20 protein-coding genes are annotated in these 23,600 nt (G+C 73.3%); 7 read left to right on the top strand and 13 right to left on the bottom strand.

The annotated features are described in order from the left end of the window. Nucleotides 1–38: 38 nt before the first annotated feature. Nucleotides 39–1,043, bottom strand: a complete 1,005-nt coding sequence (locus tag ACFQ8C_RS30255; RefSeq protein ID WP_383463507.1) for a sigma-70 family RNA polymerase sigma factor — start codon at nucleotides 1,041–1,043, stop codon at nucleotides 39–41. Between the two features lie 379 nt (nucleotides 1,044–1,422). Between ACFQ8C_RS30255 and ACFQ8C_RS30250 the strand changes: the two genes are divergently transcribed. Continuing rightward, nucleotides 1,423–2,430: a questin oxidase family protein gene (locus ACFQ8C_RS30250; protein WP_383463504.1), complete on the top strand. Its 1,008-nt coding sequence runs from the start codon at nucleotides 1,423–1,425 to the stop codon at nucleotides 2,428–2,430. A 15-nt stretch (nucleotides 2,431–2,445) separates the two neighbouring features. Here ACFQ8C_RS30250 and ACFQ8C_RS30245 read toward each other — a convergent pair whose 3' ends face one another. Continuing rightward, nucleotides 2,446–3,234, bottom strand: a complete 789-nt coding sequence (locus tag ACFQ8C_RS30245; protein WP_383463501.1) for a dioxygenase — start codon at nucleotides 3,232–3,234, stop codon at nucleotides 2,446–2,448. Nucleotides 3,235–3,355: 121 nt separating this feature from the next. Between ACFQ8C_RS30245 and ACFQ8C_RS30240 the strand changes: the two genes are divergently transcribed. Further along, nucleotides 3,356–3,868, top strand: a complete 513-nt coding sequence (locus tag ACFQ8C_RS30240) for a MarR family winged helix-turn-helix transcriptional regulator (RefSeq protein ID WP_383463498.1) — start codon at nucleotides 3,356–3,358, stop codon at nucleotides 3,866–3,868. A gap of 45 nt (nucleotides 3,869–3,913) precedes the next feature. Here the strand turns inward: ACFQ8C_RS30240 and ACFQ8C_RS30235 are convergent, their stop codons facing one another. Beyond that, nucleotides 3,914–5,455 (bottom strand): MFS transporter, encoded by a 1,542-nt coding sequence (locus ACFQ8C_RS30235; RefSeq protein ID WP_383463495.1) that lies wholly within the window; start codon nucleotides 5,453–5,455, stop codon nucleotides 3,914–3,916. Nucleotides 5,456–5,552: 97 nt separating this feature from the next. Further along, nucleotides 5,553–6,221, bottom strand: a complete 669-nt coding sequence (locus tag ACFQ8C_RS30230; RefSeq protein ID WP_383463510.1) for a TetR/AcrR family transcriptional regulator — start codon at nucleotides 6,219–6,221, stop codon at nucleotides 5,553–5,555. 248 nt (nucleotides 6,222–6,469) lie between these two features. Between ACFQ8C_RS30230 and ACFQ8C_RS30225 the strand changes: the two genes are divergently transcribed. Continuing rightward, entirely contained in the window at nucleotides 6,470–7,741 is a 1,272-nt protein-coding gene (locus ACFQ8C_RS30225; protein WP_383463492.1) for a M6 family metalloprotease domain-containing protein, read from the top strand. Between the two features lie 52 nt (nucleotides 7,742–7,793). Here ACFQ8C_RS30225 and ACFQ8C_RS30220 read toward each other — a convergent pair whose 3' ends face one another. Together ACFQ8C_RS30220 and ACFQ8C_RS30215 are read right to left on the bottom strand one after the other, a co-directional pair. Continuing rightward, nucleotides 7,794–9,419, bottom strand: a complete 1,626-nt coding sequence (locus ACFQ8C_RS30220) for a class I adenylate-forming enzyme family protein (protein ID WP_383463489.1) — start codon at nucleotides 9,417–9,419, stop codon at nucleotides 7,794–7,796. After that, on the bottom strand, nucleotides 9,416–10,285 hold the full coding sequence (locus ACFQ8C_RS30215; protein WP_383463486.1) for a helix-turn-helix domain-containing protein: 870 nt from the start codon (nucleotides 10,283–10,285) through the stop codon (nucleotides 9,416–9,418). The genes ACFQ8C_RS30220 and ACFQ8C_RS30215 overlap by 4 nt, the downstream gene beginning before the upstream one ends. Before the next feature lie 170 nt (nucleotides 10,286–10,455). On the opposite strand from ACFQ8C_RS30215, the gene ACFQ8C_RS30210 reads away from it, so the two are divergent. From ACFQ8C_RS30210 to ACFQ8C_RS30195, 4 genes are all read left to right on the top strand, one after another. Beyond that, the gene (locus tag ACFQ8C_RS30210) at nucleotides 10,456–11,919 is read left to right on the top strand and encodes an MFS transporter (RefSeq protein WP_383463483.1); all 1,464 of its coding nucleotides are present in this window, start codon (nucleotides 10,456–10,458) and stop codon (nucleotides 11,917–11,919) included. A gap of 66 nt (nucleotides 11,920–11,985) precedes the next feature. After that, nucleotides 11,986–12,846, top strand: coding sequence for an alpha/beta hydrolase (locus tag ACFQ8C_RS30205; protein ID WP_383463479.1), 861 nt, complete (start codon nucleotides 11,986–11,988; stop codon nucleotides 12,844–12,846). Between the two features lie 71 nt (nucleotides 12,847–12,917). Next, nucleotides 12,918–13,472 carry a hypothetical protein gene (locus ACFQ8C_RS30200; protein WP_383463478.1) on the top strand — a complete coding sequence of 185 codons (555 nt, stop codon included), beginning with the start codon at nucleotides 12,918–12,920 and terminating at the stop codon, nucleotides 13,470–13,472. A 14-nt stretch (nucleotides 13,473–13,486) separates the two neighbouring features. Continuing rightward, entirely contained in the window at nucleotides 13,487–14,485 is a 999-nt protein-coding gene (locus ACFQ8C_RS30195) for an MsnO8 family LLM class oxidoreductase (RefSeq protein WP_383463475.1), read from the top strand. 77 nt (nucleotides 14,486–14,562) lie between these two features. Here the strand turns inward: ACFQ8C_RS30195 and ACFQ8C_RS30190 are convergent, their stop codons facing one another. From ACFQ8C_RS30190 to ACFQ8C_RS30160, 7 genes are all read right to left on the bottom strand, one after another. Next, entirely contained in the window at nucleotides 14,563–15,801 is a 1,239-nt protein-coding gene (locus tag ACFQ8C_RS30190) for an acyltransferase family protein (protein ID WP_383463473.1), read from the bottom strand. Nucleotides 15,802–16,069: 268 nt separating this feature from the next. Further along, nucleotides 16,070–17,308 (bottom strand): FG-GAP repeat domain-containing protein, encoded by a 1,239-nt coding sequence (locus tag ACFQ8C_RS30185; protein WP_383463471.1) that lies wholly within the window; start codon nucleotides 17,306–17,308, stop codon nucleotides 16,070–16,072. A gap of 74 nt (nucleotides 17,309–17,382) precedes the next feature. Further along, nucleotides 17,383–18,150, bottom strand: a complete 768-nt coding sequence (locus tag ACFQ8C_RS30180) for a hypothetical protein (RefSeq protein WP_383463468.1) — start codon at nucleotides 18,148–18,150, stop codon at nucleotides 17,383–17,385. A 20-nt stretch (nucleotides 18,151–18,170) separates the two neighbouring features. Further along, nucleotides 18,171–19,367, bottom strand: coding sequence for a non-hydrolyzing UDP-N-acetylglucosamine 2-epimerase (gene wecB / locus ACFQ8C_RS30175; RefSeq protein WP_383463466.1), 1,197 nt, complete (start codon nucleotides 19,365–19,367; stop codon nucleotides 18,171–18,173). A gap of 301 nt (nucleotides 19,368–19,668) precedes the next feature. After that, a complete protein-coding gene (locus ACFQ8C_RS30170; RefSeq protein ID WP_383463464.1) occupies nucleotides 19,669–21,366 on the bottom strand; it encodes an FAD-dependent oxidoreductase in 1,698 nt (565 codons plus the stop codon). A 27-nt stretch (nucleotides 21,367–21,393) separates the two neighbouring features. Continuing rightward, nucleotides 21,394–22,686: an MFS transporter gene (locus ACFQ8C_RS30165; RefSeq protein WP_383463461.1), complete on the bottom strand. Its 1,293-nt coding sequence runs from the start codon at nucleotides 22,684–22,686 to the stop codon at nucleotides 21,394–21,396. Nucleotides 22,687–22,695: 9 nt separating this feature from the next. Then, the gene (locus ACFQ8C_RS30160) at nucleotides 22,696–23,505 is read right to left on the bottom strand and encodes an SDR family NAD(P)-dependent oxidoreductase (RefSeq protein ID WP_383463458.1); all 810 of its coding nucleotides are present in this window, start codon (nucleotides 23,503–23,505) and stop codon (nucleotides 22,696–22,698) included. Nucleotides 23,506–23,600: the final 95 nt, after the last annotated feature.

The raw sequence follows: 23,600 nt of genomic DNA, 5'->3' as shown, positions 1-23,600 counted from the left end.
CAGCGCACGGGGTGCGGGCCTCGCGGCGGACGCGGGGGTCACGCGACCGCGTCGAAGCCGGTGTCGCGGGCCATCTTCTTCAGTTCGAGGAGCGCGTGCTTCTCGATCTGGCGGATGCGCTCGCGGGTGAGGCCGTGTTCCTTGCCGACCTCCGTCAGCGTCCGCTCGCGGCCGTCCTCGATGCCGTACCGCATCCGGATGATGGACGCCGTGCGGTGGTCGAGCTTGTCGATCAGGTCGTCGAGCTCCTCGCTGCGCAGCAGCGTGAGGACGGACTGCTCGGGCGAGATCGCCGAGGTGTCCTCCAGGAGGTCGCCGAACTGCGTCTCGCCCTCGTCGTCGACCGACATGTTGAGCGAGACCGGGTCGCGCGCCCAGTCGAGGACGTCCGTGACCCGCTCCGGCGTCGAGCCCAGCTCCTCCGCGACCTCCGCGGGCTCGGGCTCGCGCCCGTGCTCGCGGTTGAACTCGCGCTGGACGCGGCGGATCCGGCCCAGCTCCTCCACCAGGTGGACGGGGAGCCGGATCGTGCGGGACTGGTCGGCGATGGACCGGGTGATGGCCTGGCGGATCCACCACGTGGCGTACGTGGAGAACTTGAAGCCCTTCGCGTAGTCGAACTTCTCGACCGCGCGCACCAGGCCCGCGTTCCCCTCCTGGATCAGGTCGAGCAGGGGCAGTCCGCTGCGCGGGTAGCGGCGGGCCACGGCCACGACGAGCCGCAGGTTGGACTTGATGAAGAGGTCCTTGGCACGCTCGCCCTCGGCGGCCAGCGCCTGGAGCTCCTCGCGGGTCGCCCCGCCCGCCTCGGTGGACTCCGCCTCGCCGTCGAGGATCTGCTGGGCGTAGACGCCCGCCTCGATGGTCTGGGAGAGCTCGACTTCCTTGGCGGCGTCGAGCAGGGGCGTGCGCGCGATCTCGTCGAGGTACATGCCGACCAGGTCGCGGTCGGCGATCTCCCCGCCCACGACGCGAACGCTGCTTGCCCGGCTGCCCCCGCTCTTGGCGGCGGACTGACGACGGGCGACGGCACGGGTTGCCATGCGTGCTCCCTTGCTGAGTAGGTCGCGACACCCTTTCGGGTGCCCTGCATCCGACGGAAACAACGACCGGAATCGGGACAGAATTCCCAGGAGGCTCAGGATTTTCGCGATCATGCAGTATCCTGCGCGGCCGCCGCCCCGATCGGCGGTCCGCCATCCGCGCGGATTCGCAGGTCAGGGGCGGTGGGCGGACCCTCGGGCGTTCACCGACCTCGCTGTCGGTGAGACCGTCGTCACAGCGCCCTCGTCCCTCTCCTCTTACGACGCCGGGCGGGGGCGGCGGGTTGCCTCGGTCGCCGGTCCCGTGCCGCCCTCCGCCCCCGGGTGTAGGTCCCCGGACCGTTACGGCCCGCCCCTCCCCCGGCCTACCGTCCCGTCCATGGACACCACCGGCATCCTCGACGAGGCTCTCGAACGGCTCCACTCCACCGGTCCCGAGCGGAACGGCTGGCTGACCAACCACGCGCCGATGGCGGTCGAGGCGCTGGCCCGGCACGGGCACGCGGCCGCCGTGCACCGCTGGCTGGACGCGTACGCGCCGAAGCTGGAGGAGGCGCCGCCGCCGTACGTCCCCGTCACCGCCGCGAACTGGCGGGAGGCGCTCGGCGACCCGGCCCGGATCACCGACTGGACCCGCCACTTCGCCCGTGAGCTGGCGGACCGGCCCTGGCGCGAGGTGCTGGCGCGGTGGTGGCCGCGGCTGCTGCCCGGTATCGCGGGCGGCGCCACGCACCCGGTGATCCGCACCGGGCACGCCGTACGGACCCTGCTCGCGCCCGGCGGGGAGACGGCGCCGCGGCGGGCCGAGCTGGCGCACGCGCTCGGCTACTGGGCCGCCCGCCACCAGCCGCTGCCGCCGCTCGCGCCGCTGGCCGCCGCCCCGGACGCGGCCGCCGCGCTCGCCGCCGTACCGCCGGTGCCGGAGCAGGAGGGCGGGGCGCGGGAGCGGCTCGCGCAGCTGACGGCGTTCCCGGTCTGGGGCGAGGCCGCCGACCCCGAGGCGGCGAGGGGGCTGCTCACCGAGCTCGTCGCCGCGGCCGTGCACCGGTACGCCACGCACGGGTACGGCGAGCCGGTCATGCTGGTGCACGCGGCGACGGCGCCCAACGCCGTCCTGCGGACGCTGCCCGCGCTGCCCCGCGCCCTGTGGGCGCCGAGTCTGGCGGCGGCCTGGGTGGCCTCGGCCGCCGTGACGGCCGCGTACACGCCGCGGGAGGCCGCCCCGTACGCCGGGACGGCCCTCACGCCGGAGGAGGTGTTCGCCCGGGCGGCGGCGCACGGGGACGACCACACGATCAAGTTCGCCGACACCGCCCTCGACGTCGGCGACCCGCCGGCGCTGACCGCCGCCGTCCGTTCGGTGGAGCTGAACCCGCCGGTGCTGTGAGGCGGTCCCGGGGACTCAGCCGAACTGGACCGACCGCTTCGCGAGCCCCATCCAGAAGCCGTCGATCACCGAGCGTTCGGCGTCGAGGTCGCCGGCCGCGTCCGCCGCGCCCATGGTGACGAAGAGCGGGGCGAAGTGCTCCGTACGGGGGTGGGCGAGGCGGCCGGCCGGGGACTTGTGCTCGAAGTCGAGCAGGGCGTCCACGTCCTGGGCGGCGAGGGCCTCGTGTCCCCAGGCGTCGAACTCGGCGGACCAGCCGGGCACGCCGCCGCCGGTGTGGCGGAGGGCGGCGAGGTTGTGGGTGAAGAAGCCGCTGCCGACGATCAGCACGCCCTCGTCGCGCAGCGGGGCGAGCTTGCGGCCGATGTCCATGAGGCGGCGCGGGTCGAGGGTGGGCATGGAGATCTGGAGGACGGGGATGTCGGCGCCGGGGTACATCTCGACGAGGGGCACGTACGCGCCGTGGTCGAGGCCCCGGTCGGGGAGGGACTGCACGGGGGTGCCGGGGGAGCGGAGCAGCCTGGTGACGGACTCGGCGAGCGCGGGCGCGCCGGGGGCGTCGTACCGCACCCGGTAGTAGTGCTCGGGGAAGCCCCAGAAGTCGTAGACGAGGGGGATGGTCTCGGTGGCGCCGAGGGCGAGCGGGGCCTCCTCCCAGTGGGCGGAGATCATGAGGATCGCCTTGGGGCGGGGCAGTCCGGCCGACCAGGCGGCGAGCTCGCCGGGCCAGACGGGGTCGTCGGCGAGCGGCGGGGCGCCGTGGGACAGGTAGAGCGCGGGCATCCGTTCCTGCGTGGCGGCCATGGTGACGTCTCCTCCTCCGGCGGAAGTCCGAGAGCTTTCGGGACTCCGAAGTTCTTGAAACTTCAAGCTGATGCATGCAGCGTAAACCTACATAGTTCAACTTTCAAGAACGGGTCGTACGATGGGTGACATGGGAGACAGGACCGAACCCGAACCTCGCTGGCTCAGCGACGGCGAACAGCGCGTCTGGCGCTCGTACCTCCACGCCACCACGCTCCTGGAGGATCACCTCGACCGCCAGTTGCAGCGTGATGCGGGCATGCCACACGTCTACTACGGCCTGCTCGTCCAGCTCTCCCAGGCCCCGCGCCGCCGGCTCCGGATGACCGAGCTCGCGAAGAGCGCCAAGATCACCCGATCCCGGCTCTCGCACGCCGTCGCCCGGTTGGAGAAGAACGGCTGGGTCCGGCGCGAGGAGTGCCCCTCCGACAAGCGCGGCCAGTACGCGCACCTCACCGACGAGGGCGTGGAGGTGCTGCGACGGACCGCGCCCGGGCACGTGGCGGCGGTGCGGCAGGCGTTGTTCGACCGGCTCAGCCCCGAGCAGGTCGACCAGCTCGGCACGATCATGCGGGTGATGGCGGAGGGCCTCGAACCGGCGGGCCCGGACGCGGACCTGCCCTGGCTCCGCTAGCGGGACGCCGAGCGGAACCAGGGCAGGAGGTCGCTTCCCCGGGGGTCAGTGCGCGATGACGGGCACCTTGACCTCGTCGTCCGCCCCCGTGCCGGAGCCGGCGACCACGCCCGTGTCCGGCTTCCCGGTGGTGATCAGCACGGCCGCGATGGCCGCGGAGACCACCAGGATGCCGACCGCCCACCAGATCGCGGCGGTGTAGCCCTCGACCATGCCCTGGAGCTGGAGCAGCTTCTGGGCGGCCGGGGTGGTCGCGCCGGCCGCGTGGTCGACGAGGTACGCGGTCGTCGCCGAGGCGGCGATCGTGTTCAGCAGGGCCGTGCCGATGGCGCCGCCGACCTGCTGCGAGGTGTTGACCATCGCGGAGGCGACACCGGCGTCCTTCGGGTCCACGCCGTGCGTGGCGAGCGACATGGCCGGCATGAAGGCGGTGCCCATGCCGAGGCCGAGCAGCAGCTGCGCGGGCAGGATCAGCCCGGCGTACGAGGTGCCGACCTCCAGCTGCGTCAGGAAGAGCATGCCGATGGCGGCGGTCAGGAAGCCGGGGGCCATGAGCAGCCGCGGCGGGACCCGGGTCATCAGCCGGGTGCCGATCTGGGTCGAGCCGATGATCATGCCCGCGATCATGGGCAGGAACGCGAAGCCCGTCTTGACCGGCGAGTACCCCTTCACGACCTGGAGGTAGTAGGTGAGGAAGAGGAAGAGGCCGAACATCGCGATGACGGCGAGGCCGAGCGAGAGGTAGACGCCGCCGCGGTTGCGGTCGGTGAGGACGCGCAGCGGCAGCAGCGGGCTCTTGACCTTCGACTCGACGAACACGAAGGCGCCGAGCAGCAGCACCGAGCCGACGAACATGGCGATCGTGCCGGCGTCGCTCCAGCCCTCGGACTCGGCGCGGGTGAAGCCGTAGACCAGCGCGACCAGACCCAGGGTGGAGAGGATCACGCCGGGGATGTCGAGCGCGGAGCGGTTGCGGCCGCCGGCCGGCTCGCGGACCACCAGGTACGCGCCGATGGCGGCGACGATCGCGAACGGGATGTTGACGAAGAAGGTCCAGCGCCAGTTCAGGTACTCGGTGAGGAAGCCGCCGAGGATCAGGCCGACGGCGCCGCCGCCACCGGCGATCGCGCCGTAGATGCCGAAGGCCTTGGCGCGCTCCTTGGCGTCGGTGAAGGTCACCGCCAGCAGCGAGAGCGCGGCGGGCGCGAGCAGCGCGCCGAAGGCGCCCTGGAGCGCGCGGGCGCCGAGCATCATGGCCTCGCCGGTCGCGGCGCCGCCGAGGGCGGAGGCCGCGGCGAAGCCGATCAGGCCGACGACGAAGGTGCGCTTGCGGCCCCAGAGGTCGGCGATGCGGCCGCCGAAGAGCAGCAGACCGCCGAAGGCGAGGGCGTAGGCCGTGATGACCCACTGCCGGTTGCCGTCCGATATGCCGAGGTCCTGCTGGGCGGAGGGGAGGGCGATGTTCACGATGGTCGCGTCGAGCACGACCATCAGCTGGGCGAGGGCGATGAAGACGAGTGCCTTCCAGCGACCGGGGTCGGGCTGGGCGGCGGCCGTCGACAGGGGAGCGTCGGCGGTTCTGGGCATGGGGGTAGCCACCTCTTGGTGCGTAAGTGCGGAAAAAGGACGTTCGGAAGTCTCGGGCCGGACGTTCAGCCGACGTCCGGGAAGGGGCGGAGGCCCGTCACGCGTCGCGTCTCAGGTCCCCCAGGGTCGCCGGCGTCCCCGGCAGGGCGGAGCGGGCGGGAGCCTCCAGGCCGTCGAGGAAGAGCTGGAGATGACGGTGGACGAAGGGGGCGAAGTCCTCGCAGCCGGTGCCCGGCAGCGGCCGGGTCAGCTGGGAGACGCCGATCATCAGGTCGCCGACGCCGATGTCGGCGCGGAGCCGGCCGGCCGTCTGCGCCCGCCGGACGAGGCCCTCGACGGCCTCGTCCAGGCGCTCGCGCTCGACGACCAGGTCGGGGTGGTCCTTGTCGAAGGTGCCGTCGAGCATCGGACAGAGCGCGCCGACCCGCTCGTCGGCCGCCTCGTGCGCGAAGCGGCGGACGGCGGCGAAGGTGTCGGCCTCCTCGGCGGCCGCCCGCTCGGCCCGCTCGGTGAGCCGGGCGAGGATCGAGAGGACGACCTCGTGGACGAGCTCGGGCCGCTCGGGGAAGTTCCGGTAGAGCGTGGCGTTGCCGACGCCGGCCCGGCGCGCGATCTCGTCGTAGGGCACGGCGCAGCCGAACTCCACGAACATCTCGCGGGCCGCCGTCACCAGCCGCTCGCGGTTGCGCAGGGCGTCGGCGCGCGGCCGGGGAACGCGACGCGCGGGAGCGTCTCCCCTCACGGGGGTCTCTCCGTCGGTGCGGATCACGCCACGACCTCCTCAGCCTTTCGGAGCCATCCGGGGAAACACTCCCCACTTCGTCGGACTCTCTCCTAAACGGGGAAGGAATCCCCGGTTATTTCGACCGCCGTTGTGACCTGGATCACATTCGATGCTCCGGGGGCGGATACCCACGATCGGTCCACCCGACGCGCGCCCCCGTGCCGCTCCGCACAGGCTGATCGCACGGCGCACCACGCCGCTGACCTGGCCCCGACCGGAGAGGCGACCGCATGCAGCACACCCGCCGGCGGATACGCAGACCGGTCGCCCTCGCGGCGACCTCGGCCCTCCTGCTCACCGTGCTCGTCTCGGCGAGCACCACGCTCCCCGGGCCCGCCCCGGCCTCGGCCGGCCCGGTGGCCGCCGGGCCGGACACCACCCGGCTCGGACCGTGCCGCATCGCCACCACCCTGGGTGTGCAGATGTCGGAAGGGCTGCCGACCGCCCCCGGGTACGCCCGCTCCACCGGCCGGGTCCGCGCCCTCACGCTCATGGTCGACTTCCCCGACGCCCCCGGCGAGGGCACGGCCATGGCCCGCTTCCGGGAGTTCTTCCCGCAGACCTCCGACTGGTTCCGCGTCAGCTCCTACGGCCGGCTCCAGTACCGGTCCGAGACCCCGATACCCGACTGGCTGCGGATGCCACGACCGTTCTCCTCGTACGGGATCGAACGCGGCGCCCCCTACGAGCCGGGCTACCGCTCCTTCGTCGAGGACATCGTCAAGGCCGCCGACCCGAAGGTCGACTTCAGCGCCTACGACCTGGTCAACGTCCTGGTCACGCCGAACGCCGGCCCCTCCGCCCTCGACACCGTGCTCTCCGTGACCTTCTCCGGCAACGACGACGCGCCCTACGCCGACGGCGTCCCGCTCGCCAACACGTCCTTCGTCTACAGCCGCCAGGACGACGGCTCGGGCAGCTACCCCCAGACCGGCTACCGCGTCCTCCCCCACGAGAACGGGCACGTCTTCGGCCTCCCCGACCTCTACACCGCCGACGGCGGCGGCACGGTCGGCCACTGGGACATCATGTCCGAGGACTGGGGGGCCAACAACGACCTCCTCGGCTGGCACAAGTGGAAGCTCGGCTGGCTCGACAACGACCAGATCCGCTGCGCCTCCGCCACCGGCACCAGCGAGCACCTGCTCACCCCGCTGGCCCTCGCCGGCGGCCCCAAACTGGTCTTCGTGCCGCTCACCGACACCACCGGCTACGCCGTCGAGGTCCGCACCCGCGAGGGCAACGACGAAGCCGTCTGCGAACCCGGCGTCCTCGTCTACCGCGTCGAGGCCGACGTCGACACCGGCCACGGCCCGGTCACGGTCGCCGACAGCGACCGCACCAGCGGCGGCTGCACCCGCCGCCCCAACGTCCACGCCGAGCTCTCCGACGCCCCCTTCCGCCCCGGCGAGACCTTCACCGACCGCGTCAACGGCATCCGGATAGGCGTGCTCGACGAGGACGCGGCGGGCAACTTCCGCGTCCGGGTCAGCCGGGGATGACGCCCGGCCCCGCACCCCGGCCCCGGCCGGCCCCGCCCCTCAGCCCCGCACCTCAGCCCCGGCCGAGGGGCGCGAGCAGCCCCCGCAGCTCGCCCTTGAGCACCTTCCCGCCCCCGTTCCGCGGCAGCGGTTCGTCCCGCACGAGGACGTGCGCGGGCACCTTGAAGGCCGCGAGGCGCGCGCCGACGTGCGCCCGCAACTCCCCCGCGCCGGCCGCCGCCCCCGGCCGGAGCAGCACGACCGCCCCGACCTCCTCGCCCAGCACCGGGTGCGGGACCCCGACGACGGCCGCGTCGACCACGTCCGGATGCCCCTGGAGCACCCCCTCGACCTCGACGCAGTACACGTTCTCACCGCCCCGGATCACCATGTCGGTGAGCCGGTCGACGATCGAGACCCGCCCGTCGGCGTCCACCCGGGCGAGATCGCCGGTACGGAACCACCCGCCCGGCGCGAAGGCGGCCCGGGTCGCCTCCTCGTTCCGCCAGTACCCCCGGAACAGCGACTGCCCGCGCACCCACAGCTCGCCGACGCCGTCGGCGCCCGGCGCCTCGACCCGGACCTCGGTGGCGGGCGACGGCCGCCCGGCGCTCCCCGGGTTCTCCCGGTACTCGGCGCCCGTGGCGGCCAGCACCCCGCCGCAGGTCTCGGTGAGCCCGTACCCGTTCCGCGGCTGGACCCGCTCCCCGTACGCCTCCGTCAGCCCGGCCACCATCCCCGGCGGCGCGGCCGCCCCGCCGGTGCTCAGCAGCACGAGGCTCTCCAGCGGATCACCGGTCTCGCGGGCCAGCGCCAGCAGCTGGAGCGCGGTCGCCGGCACCCCCGCGTAGTGGGTCACCCGGTGCTCCCGGACCAGCTCCAGGGCCCGCCCGGCGTCCCACTTCCGCATCATCACCAGCGTCCCGCCGCCCGCCATCACGCCGTACAGCGAGGTGAACGCGGCCACGTGGAAGAACGGGTACGTCGTCAACGACACGACAGGAGCCCCGCTCCCCGGCCGCTCCCCCCGCGCGACCGCCGCCGCGGCGGTGAAGTACCGGGGGTGGGTGGCGGCCCCGGCCTGCGCGAGGTGCGTGGCGACGGCCCCCTTGGGCCGGCCCGTCGTCCCCGAGGTGTAGAAGATCGTGGCGTCGTCCTCGCCCAGCACCTCGACGTCGGGCGGCCCGAGCAGCGGGTCGTCGTCGACCTCGTACGCCACGAAGCCGGGCTCGGCCTCGCCCCGGAACACGATCCCCGGCACCCCGGCCGCCGCCGCCCAGGCCCGTACGCGCTCCACCCGCTCGCCGTCCACCAGCAACAGCCGGGGCCCGCAGTCGTCCAGCGCGTGGGCGAACTCCTCCTCGCGCCACCAGGAGTTCAGCGGCACGGCGACGAGCCCCGCCAGCTGGACGCCCCAGAAGGCGACCTGCCACTCCGGCAGGTTCCGCATGGCGACCACGACCCGGTCCCCGCGCCGCAGGCCGTACTCCCCCACCAGCCGCCGGGCCAGCCCGCAGGCGGCGTCGAAGAACTCGCGATAGGTGACGCCGCCGTCCTCCGAGACGAGGAACACCCGGTCACCGAAGGCCCAGACCGCCTCCACGAACTCCCGCAGCGTCCGGGGGCCCCGCGCGTACACCCCGTCCCGCACCTCGAACGGCGCCCCGGCCGCGCTCAGCCGCCCGACCTCCTCCCTCACCGGCGCTCACCGAGCGTCTCGGGGTGGAGGGTCGTGGAGAGGAGGCGCAGGGCCGCCTCGGCGGACGAGTCCTCCGGGGCGGTGTAGACGAGCATGCGGTGGCCGGTGCCGTCGGTGAGGCGCAGGTTCTCGAAGTCCAGGGTGAGCGCGCCCACCACCGGGTGCCGCAGGGACTTCGAACCGGCCGTGCAGTCGCGCACCGGGTGCTCCGCCCAGAGGTCGGCGAAGTCCCCGCTCTGGATCATCAGCGAGCCGATCAGCTCCGCCAGCGCCCGGTCCTCGGGGCAGCGGCCGGCCACCAGCCGGAGCGCGGCCAGCGCGATACGGGCCTCGTCCCGCCAGTCCGTGTACAGGTCGCGGGTGTGCGGGTCGAGGAACAGCATCCGGGTGAGGTTCGGCCGGTTCTCCGGGTCCTCGGGGCTCGCCGGGTCCAGGTGGCCGGCGAAGAGCGCGTGGCCGAGCGCGTTCCACGCGAGGACGTCGTTGCGGCGGTCCAGGATGACCGCCGGCACGTCCGGCATGGCCTTCAGCAGCCGGCGGGTCGTCTCCCGCACCCGCTCGGGACGGGACGACGGGACGCGGTGGGTGCGCGGCGGACGGGCGAGGTTGCGCAGATGGGTGTGCTCGTCCGGGGTGAGGCGCAGGGCCCGCCCGAGGGCGTCGAGGACGCTGTCGGAGGCGTTGGTGCTCTGCCCCTGCTCCAGGTGCGTGTAGTACGTGATGCTGACCCCGGCGATCAGGGCCAGCTCCTCGCGGCGCAGGCCGGGGACGCGGCGGCGGCCGTGGGCCGGCAGGCCGACGTCCTCGGGCCTCAGCTGCGCACGGCGGTTGCGGAGGAATTCGCCCAGAGCGGTGGGGGTGTCCATGGTCCCAGTGTGCCGGGGAGCCGGGCGGAACGGGGGGCCGAAGGTGGCCTTGTGAGTGCTAGCTTCCGCGGCACTGGCGAAACCACGGGGCTGGGTAAGCCGCTCCGACCGCTCCAGAGTCGTTTCCGGAAGGCCCGTCGGGGGCCGCTTACCGGAAAGGCTGGTTGGTCATGTCGGTTGTCGAGAGTGCGCGTCCGGGTCCGGACGCGAACGCGGCGGCGAGTGGTGGTGAGCCGGCGCCGGTGAGGCTGGACGGCCGGCTGAAGCTCGTCCTGGTCGTGCTCCTGGTCGCGCAGTTCATGCTCGCGGTGGACTTCTCCATCCTCAACGTCGCCCTGCCCGTGATCGGCGAGGGCCTCGGCTTCTCCCTGGCCAACCTCCAGTGGATCGCCACCTCCTTCGCCCTGTGCGCCGCCGGCTTCACCCTCCTGTTCGGCCGCGTCGCCGACCTCTTCGGACGCCGCCGCCTCTTCCTCGTCGGCCTCGCCGTCCTGGGCGCCTCCTCCCTCCTGGGCGGACTCGCCACCACCCCCGAAGTCCTCCTCATCGCCCGCGTCCTCCAAGGCCTGGCCACCGCCGCCGTCACCCCCGCCGGCCTCTCCCTGCTCACCACCTCCTTCCCCGAAGGCCCCCTGCGCCAGAAGGCACTCGGCCTCAACGGCGCCCTGATGTCCGCCGGCTTCACCACCGGCGCCATCCTCGGCGGCGTCCTGACCGACCTCCTGTCCTGGCGCTGGGCCTTCTTCATCAACGTCCCCGTCGCCATCGCCGTCCTGCTCATCGCCCCCACCGTCATCAAGGAATCCCGCCCCACCGAACGCCCCCGCCTGGACATCCCCGGCGCCACCGCCGTCACCCTCGGACTCCTCGCCCTCGTCTACGGCCTCACCCACGCCGGCGAAGAAGGCTGGACCAACCCCACCGCCCTGATCTCCCTCGCCGCCGGCGTCCTCCTCCTCATCGCCTTCTACGCCATCGAGTCCAAGGCCACCGCACCCCTCGTCCCCGTCACCGTCCTCAAGCGCCGCAACGTCGCCTGGGGCAACATCGCCGGACTCATCGCCTTCCTCACCGAGACCAGCCTCGTCTTCCTCATGACCCTCTACCTCCAGGAAGTCCTCGGCTTCTCCGCCCTCGCCGCCGGCCTCTCCTTCGGCGTCCTGGGCATCGGCACCGTCATCGGCGGCTCCATCGCCCCCCGCGTCATCACCGCCACCAACACCCGCACCACCCTCATCATCGGCGGACTCCTCCAGGCCATCGCCACCATCGCCCTCATCGGCCTCGGCGAAACCTCCACCGCCCTGTGGCTCCTGCTCCCCGCCACCTTCGCCGGCGGCATCGGCAACATGCTCGTCATCGTCGGCTTCATGGTCACCGCCACCACCGGCCTGCCCGACCACGAACAGGGCATGGCCACCGGACTCGCCACCATGACCCAGCAAATCGGCATCACCATGGGCACCCCCATCATGAGCGCCATCGCCGCCACCACCCTCGACATCCACCACGGCATCACCACCGCCGTCATCATCAACACCGCCATCGTCCTCATCGGCACCCTCACCACCGCCCTCTACCTCCGCACCAAAACCCCCGACAAGACCGCACACTCGGGCAACTCCGCCTTGTGACGACCCGGCCACGCGGCCACCGTGGGCCGCGGGCCGCACGCGACGGCCTCACGAAAGGAACGCCCGATGGCTCTGCACACCCGACCGCAGCCGTCTCCGGTCAGCTGGGAGCAGGTACGCATCCCCGCCCCCGGCGGACCCGTCCCGGGGCTCGTCCTCCGGCCCGAGCGGCCGCGGGCCGGCAGATGGCTGGTGTGGGCGCACGGCGGCAGCTGGCGCGCGGGCTCGGCCCTGGAGTGGTACCCCGCCACCTCCGACCTGGCGCGAGCCGCCGGGATGACCGTGGTGAGCGTGGACTACCGGCTCACCCCGGCCGCCCGGCACCCGGACATGGTCCAGGACCTCCTCGCCGCCCTGACGTGGGCGGCCCCGCAGGCCGAGCGCGAGCTCGCCGAGGCCGGGAGCGGGGCCGCCGGCGCCGCCGGCGGGGGGCCCGTGCTCGCCGTCGGCGGCGACAGCGCGGGCGGCACGCTCGCGGCCTCGGCCGCGGTAGCCTGCCGGGACCGGGGGGTGCCGCTGGCCGCCCAGGTCCTGGCGTACCCGCCGCTCGACCCGGCCTGCGAGGCGGACTCCTACCGCCGCTACGCGGGGGCCTTCCCGTCGGCGTCGGCGATGGCCGCCGCCTGGGGGGAGTACCGCGCCGCCGGACGGCCGACCGCCGTCGACGGCACCCGGCTGTACAGCACGCCCTTCGAGGCCGCCGAGCTCGGCGGGGTCGCCCCCGCGATCCTCGCGGTCGGCGAACTCGACCCGGTGGGCGACGACGTACGCCGCTACGCCGGGCTCCTCCGGGCCGCCGACGTGCCGGTGACGCTGCGGGAGTTCGCCCGGACCGGGCACGGGGCGTTCCTGCGCCCCGGCGGGTCGGGCGCCTCGGCGGCGGAGCTGATCGGGGCGGCGCTGCGCGCGTTCGTCGACGCGCGCTGAGCCGCCCCGTCGGGCCGTTCCCCCGTTCGATCCCCTTCCCCTCTCCTCTTCGACCTCTTGGGAGAAACGCCATGACCGCACCGTTCCCGCCCGCCGCGGTACCCGCCGCCGCCAACCTGGACGCGCTGCTGCGCCACTTCGCCGATCTGCGTGACGGCCGGCACGGGGACGCCGTCTCCCGGTCCGGCAAGGAGGAGCTGTTCCGTACGGCGGCCGGGCTCCTCGACCCGTACGCCCGGCAGGCGTTGACCGAACTGAACGAGGAACTGCTGCTCGGACAGGGCACCTTGGCGGCGACGGGCGTCCAGCGGTCCGACGACGGCAGCCTGTTCCACGCCTGGACGCTGTCCTGGGCGGAGCAGCGGGACGGCGGCATCCCGCCGGTGACGCTGTACGCGCACTACGGGCGCGGCTTCCACCACCCGCATCTGCGCGGGGCGACCGTGTCGGAGTGGCCGATGAACGTCTTCGACGACGCGCAGGCCGCCGCCGAGCTGCCGACGCTGCGGGCCATCGCCGCCGCCGACCTCCACAACCTGGTCTTCGAGCGGGACTTCCGGATCGTGCCGGCGACCGTGTCCGGAGCGTCCGGCGTCCCGTCCGGTCACGCCGGCCACCAGCACTGAAAGGAGCCCACGCCATGACCTCCCTCCGACTCTCCGTCCTCGACCAGACGCCCGTCGGCGAGGACCAGTCGCCCGACGAGGCGCTGCGGGCCTCGCTCGCCCTGGCCTCCTCGGCCGAGCGGCTCGGGTACGTCCGCTACTGGGCGGCCGAGCACCACGGTTCGCCCGGCTTCGCCTCCAGCGCCCCCGAGATGCTGGCCGGCGCGGTGCTCGCCCGCACCTCGCACCTGCGCGTCGGCACGGGCGGGGTGCTGCTGCCGCGCTACGCGCCCACGAAGGTCGCCGAGGTGTTCGGGGTCCTCGCCTCGCTCCATCCGGGGCGGGTCGACCTCGGGCTCGGCCGGGCCGGCGGTCCGGCCCAGGACTTCCCGGCGAAGGTCGCCGAACTGCTGGCCCTGCTGGGCGCCGACGGCCGGCGGCGCCCGTACGGCGTGATGCCGCAGGCCCCGGTGCCGCCGCGGGTGTGGCTGCTCGGCGCGGGCGGCGAGTCCGGCCGTCTGGCCGGGCGGCTCGGCACCGAGTTCGCCTTCGGGCACTTCTTCTCCCCGCACGGCGGGCTGCGCGCCCTCGAGGGGTTCCGGGCCGAGGCCCGGGCGTCCGGCGCCCGGACGGGCCGCGGAGTGCTCGCGGTGCGGGTCGTGACGGCGGACACCGCCGAGCGGGCCGAGGAGCTGGCGCGGAGCCTGCTGCTGTGGCGGGCCCGCAAGGACCTGGGCAGTGACCGGCCGCTGCCGTCGCTGACCAAGCTGCGGGGCCACCGGTGGAGCGACGCCGAGCGGGAGCGGGCCGAGGTGCACCGTACGGCGCTGGTGTCCGGGGCGCCCGAGCAGGTGGGTGCCACGCTGACGGAGCTGGCCGCGGCGCACGGCGTGGACGAGATCGTCGTCAACACGCTGACGGCTGATCCGGCCGACCGGGAGCGCTCCTACGCGCTGCTCGCGGAGGTCTTCGGCCTCTCGGAGGAGGCCACCCGGTCGGCGCGCGCCGAGTCGGAGGCGGTGCCCGTGGGCTGAGTCCCGGCCCCCAGGACGTACGTGCGAGAGCCCCGACCGGTGGTTTCCGGTCGGGGCTCTCGGGTGTGCGGTGGGGGTCAGTGCTCGCGGCCGGAGCCGGCGCTGACGGGTTCGGGGGCGGACGTACCGGTGGTGACCGGGGCCGGGTCGGAGGCGGCCGCGGCGGCCGGCGCGGTACGGCGCTTGGAGCGGCCGAAGTGGGTCATGGCGGGCGACTCGACGAAGCGGAAGAGGAGCCAGCCGCCGAGCAGGGAGGCGAGGAAGAAGCCGGCGACGACCAGCAGCGAGCCGCCGATGCCGTAGGTGGTCTCGCCGAGCAGGGAGCGCAGGTAGAAGATCGTGACGCCCTGGACGAGGTAGAAGCCGAAGGAGACCTCGCCGAGCCAGACCATCGGGCGGCTGCGCAGGAAGGTGACGCGGCCGTCGACGTCGGAGGCGGCGGTGGCGGCGATGAGGGCGGCCACCGGAACGATCGTGGCGGCGACGAAGCCGTACTGGAAGGGCAGTACCAGGGCGGCGGCGTATCCGACGGCGGTGAGGGCGAGGGAGATGCCGAAGCCGACGCGCCGCGGCCAGCGGCCGGCCAGCACGATCCGGGCGAGCAGGATGCCGAGGACGAACTCGAAGAGCCGGCCCGCCGGCAGCAGGTAGCCGAACCAGAACTGCATGTCGGAGACGGGCGTGATGGCGGACTTGGGGGTGGCGGGCACCAGGTAGGTGGAGACGAGCTGGACGCCTATGGTGCCGGCGACCATCACGGCGCTCCAGAACCACAGGGCGCCGCCGCGGATCTTGCGGATCGGGACGATCAGCAGCGGGAAGAGCATGTAGAAGAGCAGCTCGCTGCCGAGGGACCAGCTCGGCGGGTTCACGCTGAGGTTGACGGAGGGCTGCGGGAACCAGGTGTGGATCAGCAGCATGTTCGGCAGCCAGTCGGCGACGCTGGTGACGGCGGCTCCGGCGAACAGCAGCAGCGAGGCGGCGAAGACCACCAGGTGGTTGGGGAAGATCTTGAGCAGCCGGCGGCGGAGGAAGGCGGTCGTTCTCTCGCCGGGCTTGGACGCCCAGGCGAGCACGAAGCCGGAGAGGACGAAGAAGAAGGAGACGCCGAGGTAGCCGGCCTTGCCGAACGCGGTCTCGAAGGCGTTCGCGATGCCCTCGTCGGCGAAGGGGTTGATCGGGGCGTTCGGCGGGATGGGCGAGTCCATCAGGGACGAGTGGAAGAAGAAGACGAGGAGGGCGGCGAAGAACCGCAGGCCGGTCAAGGAGGGCAGTTTCGCCCGCTTCGCGGTGTCGGTGGACGTCGTGGAAGACACGGTGGGTTCGCTCTCTCTGGCTGGCGGAAGAGGGGAGGCGGGCGCCGGGCCGTGGCGTGAGGGGGGGAAAAAGGCGCGAGCACGGCCCGGGGAGGTGCGAGGTGCGCGGTGCGTGGTGCGTGGTGCGAGGTGCGAGGTGCGCGGAGTTCACGGGGGTGCGGAGGGTGCGGAGTTCACGGGGGGGGGTGCGAGGGGGTGCGGGGGGCCGGGCGGCGGGTCCCGGGGTGTGCGGCCCCGGGACCGTGCCGGCGGCGGGCCTGCCGCTCGCCTACTGCTCGATCTGGTTGCGGTAGACCATGAGCTTGGCGTCCTTGGCCACGTAGTAGTTCTGGACGGAGTAGGCGATGGTGGCGAAGTCGAGCCGGCCGTCGCCGTTGAAGTCGGCGGTGGCGATGCGGGCCACGGACTCCTCGGAGACCCGCCACTTCGCCCAGACGCCGTTGGCCGCGTCGATCGCCTTGTAGTACATGACGCCCTGCCAGGGCCACGGGCCGCGCAGCGCGACGAGGAACTCGTCGTCGCCGTCGCCGTCGAAGTCGGCGCAGACGATCTGGTGGCCGGGGCCCTCGCCGTTCTCGTTGGGGTCGCCGAAGACGTCGAGGAGGGACCGGTTCCAGCCCTTGCCGTCGGCGTCCTTGGTGTAGACGGCGACGGTGTTGCCGTGGAAGGGCTCGATGGCGGCGACGTACGCCATCGGGTCGTCGCCGAGGCGGCCGGCGTTGAGGTCGCCGCTGCCCCGGAAGCCGGTCTGCTCGAACTGGGTGAGCTCGCCGGTGCCGATCAGCTCGCGGACCCACTCCTGGCGGCCCTCGTCGTAGTAGAGCCAGGTGACGCCCTCGTCGGAGGCGAGGAGGAGGGACTCGAGCGCGGAGCCGGGGATGAGGCCCTGCTTCTTCTCGGCTCCGTGGATCATGCGGAAGTGGCTGTCGTCGATGACGGTCATCGGCCACTCCTCGGCGGTCTGCACGTCGTCGGGCTCGGTGAAGAGGACGACCGGCAGGACGGCGTGGACGTCCTCCTTGGCGACGATGGGCAGGCCGATGATCTGGAGGCGGTCGGTGCGCGTGAAGTGGCCGGCTCGGAGCCGGTGCATCCCGGTGGCGCGGCCGACGTAGTGGCGCTTCCAGCGGGACTCGTCCTTGTCCGGCTGGCCGGGGTTCTCCAGCCAGTCGATCTTGCCGCCCTCGGTGTTGGCGTCGTGGATGGTGCCGATCGGGCCGTAGAGGTCGTAGCAGACGATGACGTCGGGCCGGCCGTTGCCGGTGACGTCGGCGAAGTCGGCGCCGACGGGCATCGTGATCCGGTCGGCGATCAGGCGCCGGGTCCACTCGCCGTCGTTGGCGTACCAGTAGATCTCGCCGAGGCGCAGGCCGTAGCCGAAGAGGTCCGGGCTGCCGTCGCCGTCGATGTCGGGGGCCTCCAGCCAGTAGCCGTCGCGCAGCTGGTCGGCGACGAGCTCGGGGGTGAAGCGGGGGACGCGCAGCCCGGGGGTGGTGTTCTCGCTCATGGTGATCGGTTCTCCTCGGTGAAGGGGGTGGCGGGGGTGAAGGGGGCGGAGGGGCTTGCGGGGCGGGGTGGTGCTCACGTCCGGGGTGCGCGGGGGACGGGGTGGTACTCGACGGCGAGCCACACGCAGTCGGTGTCGGCGTGGTACTGGTGGTACGGGTAGTGGTAGGTGCACTGCGGGCCGATGGCGCAGAACGGGTCCGGGGTGGTGTAGCCGGGGCTCATGAGCACGTCCTGGTAGAGCGAGGCGTGGTCGCGGTCGCGGAAGCGCTGCATCCGGCCGAGCCCCTGGACCTGGGTGTGGACCTCGATGAAGTCGTGCTCGTTGTGGATGACGCAGTCGGTGCCGGCCGGCGCGAACCAGAGGTTGGCGCGGACCGTGAACTCCCGCGGCGCGACGGCCGTCTCGCGCTCCCCCAGCAGGTGCGCCGCGTCGAAGACGACGGTGCCGATCTCGTCCTGCGGGCTGCGGTAGAGCGGGGTGTCGCGGGGGAAGCCGCCCTGCTCGCCGAGGAGGTCGGCGAGGTGGGCCCAGCCCGGGGCGTCCACCAGGGAGGCCTCGCCGACCTCCTCGCGCCCGGGGCGGAGCAGGATCAGCGTCTCGGCCCACTCGACGCGGGTGTCGGCGAGGACGGTGGAGGTGAGGGCCGGGATCGTCTTGCGGGGGGTCTCGGCGACGGTCACCGCCGCCATGCTCGGGTTGACGACCATGGTGCGGCCCTCGATGAGGAAGTCCTGGGCGTCACGGACGAGGGTGGCGCGCAGCTGCGGCGTGCCGAAGCTCAGTTCGCGCTCGGTGGTGGCGACGGCCTCGGTGGCGGCGACGGCCTCGGTGGTGCTCATGTCGGTTCCTCTCGTCGGGGTCAGGTGCGGGCGAGGGCGACCGGCCGGCCGTGTCCGGCGCCGAGGGCGGCGGTGTCGGCCGTCGGGTCGAAGGGCTCGGGGGCGGGCCCGAGGCCGAAGTGGTGGGCGATGGCGTCGACGGTGCGGCCGGTGGCGCGGCCGTCGCCGTACGGGTTGGCGGCGTTGGCCATGCGGAGGTACGCGGCCGGGTCGCGGAGCAGTTCGAGGGTGTGGGCGACGATGCCCTCGGTGGCGGTGCCGACGAGCCGGGCGGTGCCGGCGGTCACGGCCTCGCCGCGTTCGGTGACGCTGCCGAGGACGAGGGTCGGCTTGCCGAGCGCCGGGCCCTCCTCCTGGCTGCCGCTGCTGTCGGAGACGATCAGGTCGGCGCGGGCCATCAGCTTGCAGAAGGCCAGGTACGGCAGCGGGTCGACGACCGTGATGTTCGGGTGGGCGCCGATGTGGGGCAGGAGGCCCTCGCGGACGACGGGGTTGCGGTGGAGGGGGACGACGACCCGGGTCTCCGGTTCGTCGGCGATGCGGGCCAGCGCGCGGCCGATGGCCGGCAGGTGGGGCCAGGCCTCGCGCCGGTGGGCGGAGGCGAGGACGATCCGGCGGGGGTCGGCGTCGAGGTCGGCGAGGGCCGGGTCGCCGTAGTCGGCGGCCTGCCCGCAGGCCCAGCGCAGGGCGTCGATGACGGTGTTGCCGGTGATGGCGATGGTGGCCGGGTCGATGCCCTCGCGGCGCAGGTTGGCCGCGTTGCCGGGCGTGGGGGCCAGGTGGAGGGCGGCGATCTGGGCGACGAGCCGGCGGTTGCCCTCCTCGGGGAAGGGCGAGCCGAGGGCGCCGCTGCGCAGCCCGGCCTCGACGTGGATGACGGGGACCCGCTGGTGGAAGCCGGCGAGGGCGCCGGCGAAGGTGGTGGCGGTGTCTCCGTGGACGAGGACGGCGTCGACGGAGGCGGAGCCGAACCAGTCCTCCAGGCCGCGCAGGGAGCGGTAGGTGACCTGGGAGAGGGTCTGCTTGGGGGCCATGACCTTGAGGTCGACGTCGGTGGTGAGTCCGAAGACGTCGAGCGTCTCGTCGAGCATCTGGCGGTGCTGGCCGGTGGAGACCACCACCGGCGCGAAGCGGGGGTCGTCCTGGAGGGCGCGGATGACCGGCGCGAACTTGATGGCCTCCGGCCGGGTACCGAGGACTACGGCGAGGGAGCGCATGGGTTCCTTACTTCCTGTGAGTGCGGAGCCGAAGCGGAACAGGGCAGGGCGGAACAGGGGTGGGGAGGGGATGAATGCGGCCGGGGCGCTGTGTTCAGCGGCTCTCGTGCGGCCTGGAATCAACTTTCCCTGCCGGCCCGCGGAGGGTCAACGGACGCCCACCCGTCTCGAACAGCGCCTCGAACGAGGGGTGTTCGACCAGGGGTCGGCCGCCGGCTCCGGACAACGCGAAAGCCCTGCGCCCGGAACCGGGCGCAGGGCTTCTGCCTGCGGAGACGCGTGTGGGGGTACCCCCAGGGGATCAGTCCCTGGCGGGCTTGATGGACATGGAGTGGCGGAAGTAGTCGGACGGGTCGTAGCGCCGCTTCACGCGCTGGAGACGGGGATAGTTGTCCTTGTAGTACAGGGTCTGCCAGGGCACGCCGGAGCGGTTGCGCCGGGGGTCGGCGACGTCGCGGTCGGGGTAGTTGATGTAGCAGCCGTCGGTGGCGTCGTCGATGAGCGGGACGCCGCCGGTGGGCGCGAAGAACTCCTCGTACAGCTCCCTCAGCCAGCCCAGGTAGAAGTCGTCCTCGCTCTTGTCGGACCAGAAGGTCTGGAAGCACATCTTGAAGATGGAGGTGCGCTGCGCGTTCGCGGTCGCGTCGGGGGCGACGGCGTTGACCTGCCCGCCGAAGGAGAACAGCACCAGCATGGTGTCCGGGTTGGTGAAGTCGGACCGGGTCATGTGCTTGTACAGCGCGGCGAGTTGGTGGTCCGTGAAGTTCTTCCGCATGTACGCGGACTTGTGGCCGCCCCGTGAGGTGGGGTCGGTGATGACGGGGTTGTTGGTGCCGACCAGCCGGGTCGCCTGGAGCCATGGCAGGGTCCGCGGTTCGGCGAGCTGCGGCATGGCGGGCAGTTCGCCGGTGGGCCGGGTCAGGGCCTGTGGCCGGATGCCGGTGCCGGCGGTGATGGCGGCCAGGTAGTCGTCGAGGAGCGCGCGGGCGTTCGGGACGGTGGCGTCGACCTGGGTGAACATCCCGAGGCTGCCGTGGGCCTTGGAGCTCACGTTGAAGAGGCTCGACAGGGCGTTGTAGGGCGAGTCGGGGGCGCTGTGCTCGGCGTGCCAGGCCCCGAAGTTCTTGAGCAGCCGGGCGAACCTGCGCTCGTCGAGCTGCTCCCAGGGGAAGTCGACGGCGCTGACGAGGACCGTGGACGGCGGGGATATCAGCAGGCGGGAGGGGTCGGTGCCGGTGGCGCCCGGCGAGCGGAACCAGTACTTGGTGACGAGGCCGAAGTTGCCGCCGCCGCCTCCGGTGTGGGCCCACCACAGCTCGCGGTGCGGGTCGTCCTCCTCGCGGGTGGCGACGACGGTCCGTACGCCTCCCCTGCCGTCGGTGACGACGACCTCGACGGCGTACAGGTGGTCGACGACCAGGCCGTGGGCGCGGGAGAGGAGGCCGTACCCGCCGCCGGCTATGTGGCCGCCGGCTCCGACGCTGTAGCAGATGCCGCCGGGGATGGTGACGCCCCAGCCCTTGTAGAGGGCCTCGTACACGTTGAGGAGGCGGGCGCCGGGCTCGACGGTGAAGGCCCGCATCCGCGGGTCGTAGCCGACGTGCGTCATCTCGGAGAAGTCGAGGATGACCTCGGCGTCGGGGTGGACCGCGAAGTCGGCGAAGCAGTGGCCGCCGCTGCGGACCGAGACCCGCTTGCCGGCCCGGACGGCGTCCTTGAGGGCGCGCTCGGCGTCGGCGCTGGAGCGGATCATGCGGATGTAGTCGGGGCGGGCGACGAACCGCTGGTTGTTGCCGGTGGTCAGCTCCGCGTAGCGCGGGTCGTCGGGGCGGACGGTGGAACCGGTGCCGGCGGCGGCCGCCGCGGCTCCGGCCCCGGTGGCGCCCGTGGCGGCGGTGGCGCTCGGGACGGCGAGGGCGCCGGCCACGGCGGCACCGCCCACGACGGCGGCGCCGCTCGTGAGCACGGTGCGGCGGCCGGGTCCCTGCTCGGATCGCATGAAGGGCACGGATCGCATGGGTCTGCCTCAACTCCTGTTCGAGGGCGGGATGGTGGCGCTCCGTCGCGTCACCGGGGTGGAAGATTCCGGGGAAGGCGCCGGGGAAGGGGCCGGGAAAGGGTCGGGGGAGAGCGCGGGGGAAGGGTCCGGGGAGGGGGCCGGTCCCTTCGAGGCCGCCCGGCGTCGGTCGTGACGGCCGGCGAGCAGGGCGGTGCAGAGACCGGCGGTGGCGAGGCCGGCGCCGATCCAGGTCGGGGCGGTCCAGCCCAGGCCGCGGTCGACGGCGAGGCCGCCGAGCCAGGCGCCGAGGGCGTTGCCGAGGTTGAACGCGGCGATGTTGGCGGCGGAGGCCAGCGCCGGAGCGCCCTCGGCCTGCTGCATGACCCGGGCCTGGAGCGGCGGCACGGTCGCGAAGCCGACGGCGCCGAAGACGGCCAGGGTCACGGCGGCGGGCAGCGGCGCGTGGGCGGTGAGGGCGAAGACGGCCAGCACCAGGGCGAGCGCGCCGAGGATGACGTACAGGCTGGGCATCAGCGAGCGGTCGGCGGCCTTGCCGCCCAGGACGTTGCCGACGCAGAGTCCGACACCGAAGAGGACCAGCAGCCAGGCGACGGCCCCGTCGGAGAAGCCCGCCAGCTCGGTCATCATCGGCGCCAGGTACGTGAACGAGGCGAAGACGGCGCCGAATCCCAGCATGGTGGTCAGCAGCGCCAGCCACACCTGCGGCCGGGCGAAGACGGCGAGCTCGCCGCGGAGCGAGGCACCGGGCGGGCGCGGCTGGGCCGGCACGAGCGCGATGATCCCGAGCAGCCCGACGACACCGAAGGCGGTCACGGCCCAGAAGGTGGAGCGCCAGCCGAACTCCTGCCCGAGGAAGGTGCCGAGGGGCACGCCGAGCACGTTGGCGAGGGTGAGACCGGTGAACATCAGGGCGATGGCGCCGGCCTTGCGGTCGGGCGCCACGAGGTCGGCGGCGACGACCGAGCCGATGCCGAAGAACGCGCCGTGGGTGAGGGAGGCGATCAGCCGGCCGCCCATGAGGGCGGCGTAGTCGCCGGCGAGCGCGCACAGCAGGTTGCCGGCGATGAAGACGCCCATCAGGACCACGAGCATGGTCTTGCGGGGCAGCCGGTTCCCGGCGGCGGTCATCAGCGGGGCGCCGACGACCACGCCGAGGGCGTAGCCGGTGACGAGCATCCCGGCGGCGGGGATGGAGACGGTCAGGTCGCCGGCGACCTCGGGCAGCAGACCGACGATGACGAACTCGGTGGTGCCGATGCCGAAGGCACCGAGGGCGAGGGCGAGCAGCGCGAGAGGCATGACAGGCCGTCAGATCTGCCGCAGGGCGCCGCCGTCGACGCTCCACTCGGCACCGGTGACCTGCCCGGCCAGCGGCGACAGGAGGTGGGCGACGACCGTGGCCACGTCCTCGGACTCCCCGATGCGACCGGTGGGCAGCCGGCGGACCTCGCGGACGAAGTGGTCGACGGCCTCGTCGGCGGGCAGCCCGAACCGCTCGCCGAGCTGCTCGGCGAAGCCGCCGGGGGCGTCGAAGAGGGCGGTGCGGGTCGGACCGGGCGAGACCACGTTGGAACGCACCCCGCGCGGCCCGAACTCGGCGGCGAGCGACTTCGACACCGAGAGCAGCGCCGTCTTGGCGGCGGCGTAGTCGACGATCGTGGGGTCGGGGAAGCGGGCGGCCTCGCTGGCGACGTGCACGACCGAGGCGGCGTCGGACTCCAGGAGCAGCGGCAGCGCGGCCCGGGTCACGCGGACGGCCGCGTACAGGTTGATCTCGAAGCTCGCGGTCCAGGCGTCGTCGTCGACGGCGAGGAAGCCGGTACGGGAGACGAGCGCGCCGGCGTTGTTGACCAGCCCGTCGAGGCGCCCGTGCAGCGCGCGGACCCGGTCGACGACGTACCGGGCGGCGTCGGGGTCGGTGAGGTCGGCGGCCACGGTGTCGATCCGGCCGGGCGGCGTACCGGTGGCGGTGGTGGCGGGCGTGTCGGGCGTCCAGGGCTTGCGGGCGACGCCGACCACGGTGGCGCCCTCGGCGGCCAGCAGTCGGGCGGTGGCCGCGCCGATCCCGGACGAGGCGCCGGTGACGAGGTAGACGCGGTCGTGGATACGCAGGTCCATCAGGGGTTCCTCAGGGGCCTCGGGGAGGTGGCGGGTGGCGGATCGGGACAGGGGAAGCGGCCGGGTGCGGTCGGCGGGGGATGGCGACCGCACCC

The organism is Streptomyces sp. NPDC056503 (genome assembly GCF_042794995.1).
Classification (GTDB): Bacteria; Actinomycetota; Actinomycetes; order Streptomycetales; family Streptomycetaceae; genus Streptomyces.
Note: the sequence above shows the minus strand (reverse complement) of the source record. Positions and strands in the feature narration are given on the sequence as shown.

Bases quoted from the DNA above. Each gene is read 5' to 3' on its own strand.
- ACFQ8C_RS30185 (WP_383463471.1), bottom strand. From the start codon at position 17,308: ATGAGCGAGAACACCACCCCCGGGCTGCGCGTCCCCCGCTTCACCCCC.
- wecB (WP_383463466.1), bottom strand. From the start codon at position 19,367: ATGCGCTCCCTCGCCGTAGTCCTCGGTACCCGGCCGGAGGCCATCAAG.
- ACFQ8C_RS30205 (WP_383463479.1), top strand. From the start codon at position 11,986: ATGGCTCTGCACACCCGACCGCAGCCGTCTCCGGTCAGCTGGGAGCAG.
- ACFQ8C_RS30170 (WP_383463464.1), bottom strand. From the start codon at position 21,366: ATGCGATCCGAGCAGGGACCCGGCCGCCGCACCGTGCTCACGAGCGGC.
- ACFQ8C_RS30235 (WP_383463495.1), bottom strand. From the start codon at position 5,455: ATGCCCAGAACCGCCGACGCTCCCCTGTCGACGGCCGCCGCCCAGCCC.
- ACFQ8C_RS30210 (WP_383463483.1), top strand. From the start codon at position 10,456: ATGTCGGTTGTCGAGAGTGCGCGTCCGGGTCCGGACGCGAACGCGGCG.
- ACFQ8C_RS30240 (WP_383463498.1), top strand. From the start codon at position 3,356: ATGGGTGACATGGGAGACAGGACCGAACCCGAACCTCGCTGGCTCAGC.
- ACFQ8C_RS30160 (WP_383463458.1), bottom strand. From the start codon at position 23,505: ATGGACCTGCGTATCCACGACCGCGTCTACCTCGTCACCGGCGCCTCG.
- ACFQ8C_RS30165 (WP_383463461.1), bottom strand. From the start codon at position 22,686: ATGCCTCTCGCGCTGCTCGCCCTCGCCCTCGGTGCCTTCGGCATCGGC.
- ACFQ8C_RS30215 (WP_383463486.1), bottom strand. From the start codon at position 10,285: ATGGACACCCCCACCGCTCTGGGCGAATTCCTCCGCAACCGCCGTGCG.
- ACFQ8C_RS30180 (WP_383463468.1), bottom strand. From the start codon at position 18,150: ATGAGCACCACCGAGGCCGTCGCCGCCACCGAGGCCGTCGCCACCACC.
- ACFQ8C_RS30250 (WP_383463504.1), top strand. From the start codon at position 1,423: ATGGACACCACCGGCATCCTCGACGAGGCTCTCGAACGGCTCCACTCC.
- ACFQ8C_RS30200 (WP_383463478.1), top strand. From the start codon at position 12,918: ATGACCGCACCGTTCCCGCCCGCCGCGGTACCCGCCGCCGCCAACCTG.
- ACFQ8C_RS30225 (WP_383463492.1), top strand. From the start codon at position 6,470: ATGCAGCACACCCGCCGGCGGATACGCAGACCGGTCGCCCTCGCGGCG.
- ACFQ8C_RS30195 (WP_383463475.1), top strand. From the start codon at position 13,487: ATGACCTCCCTCCGACTCTCCGTCCTCGACCAGACGCCCGTCGGCGAG.
- ACFQ8C_RS30255 (WP_383463507.1), bottom strand. From the start codon at position 1,043: ATGGCAACCCGTGCCGTCGCCCGTCGTCAGTCCGCCGCCAAGAGCGGG.
- ACFQ8C_RS30245 (WP_383463501.1), bottom strand. From the start codon at position 3,234: ATGGCCGCCACGCAGGAACGGATGCCCGCGCTCTACCTGTCCCACGGC.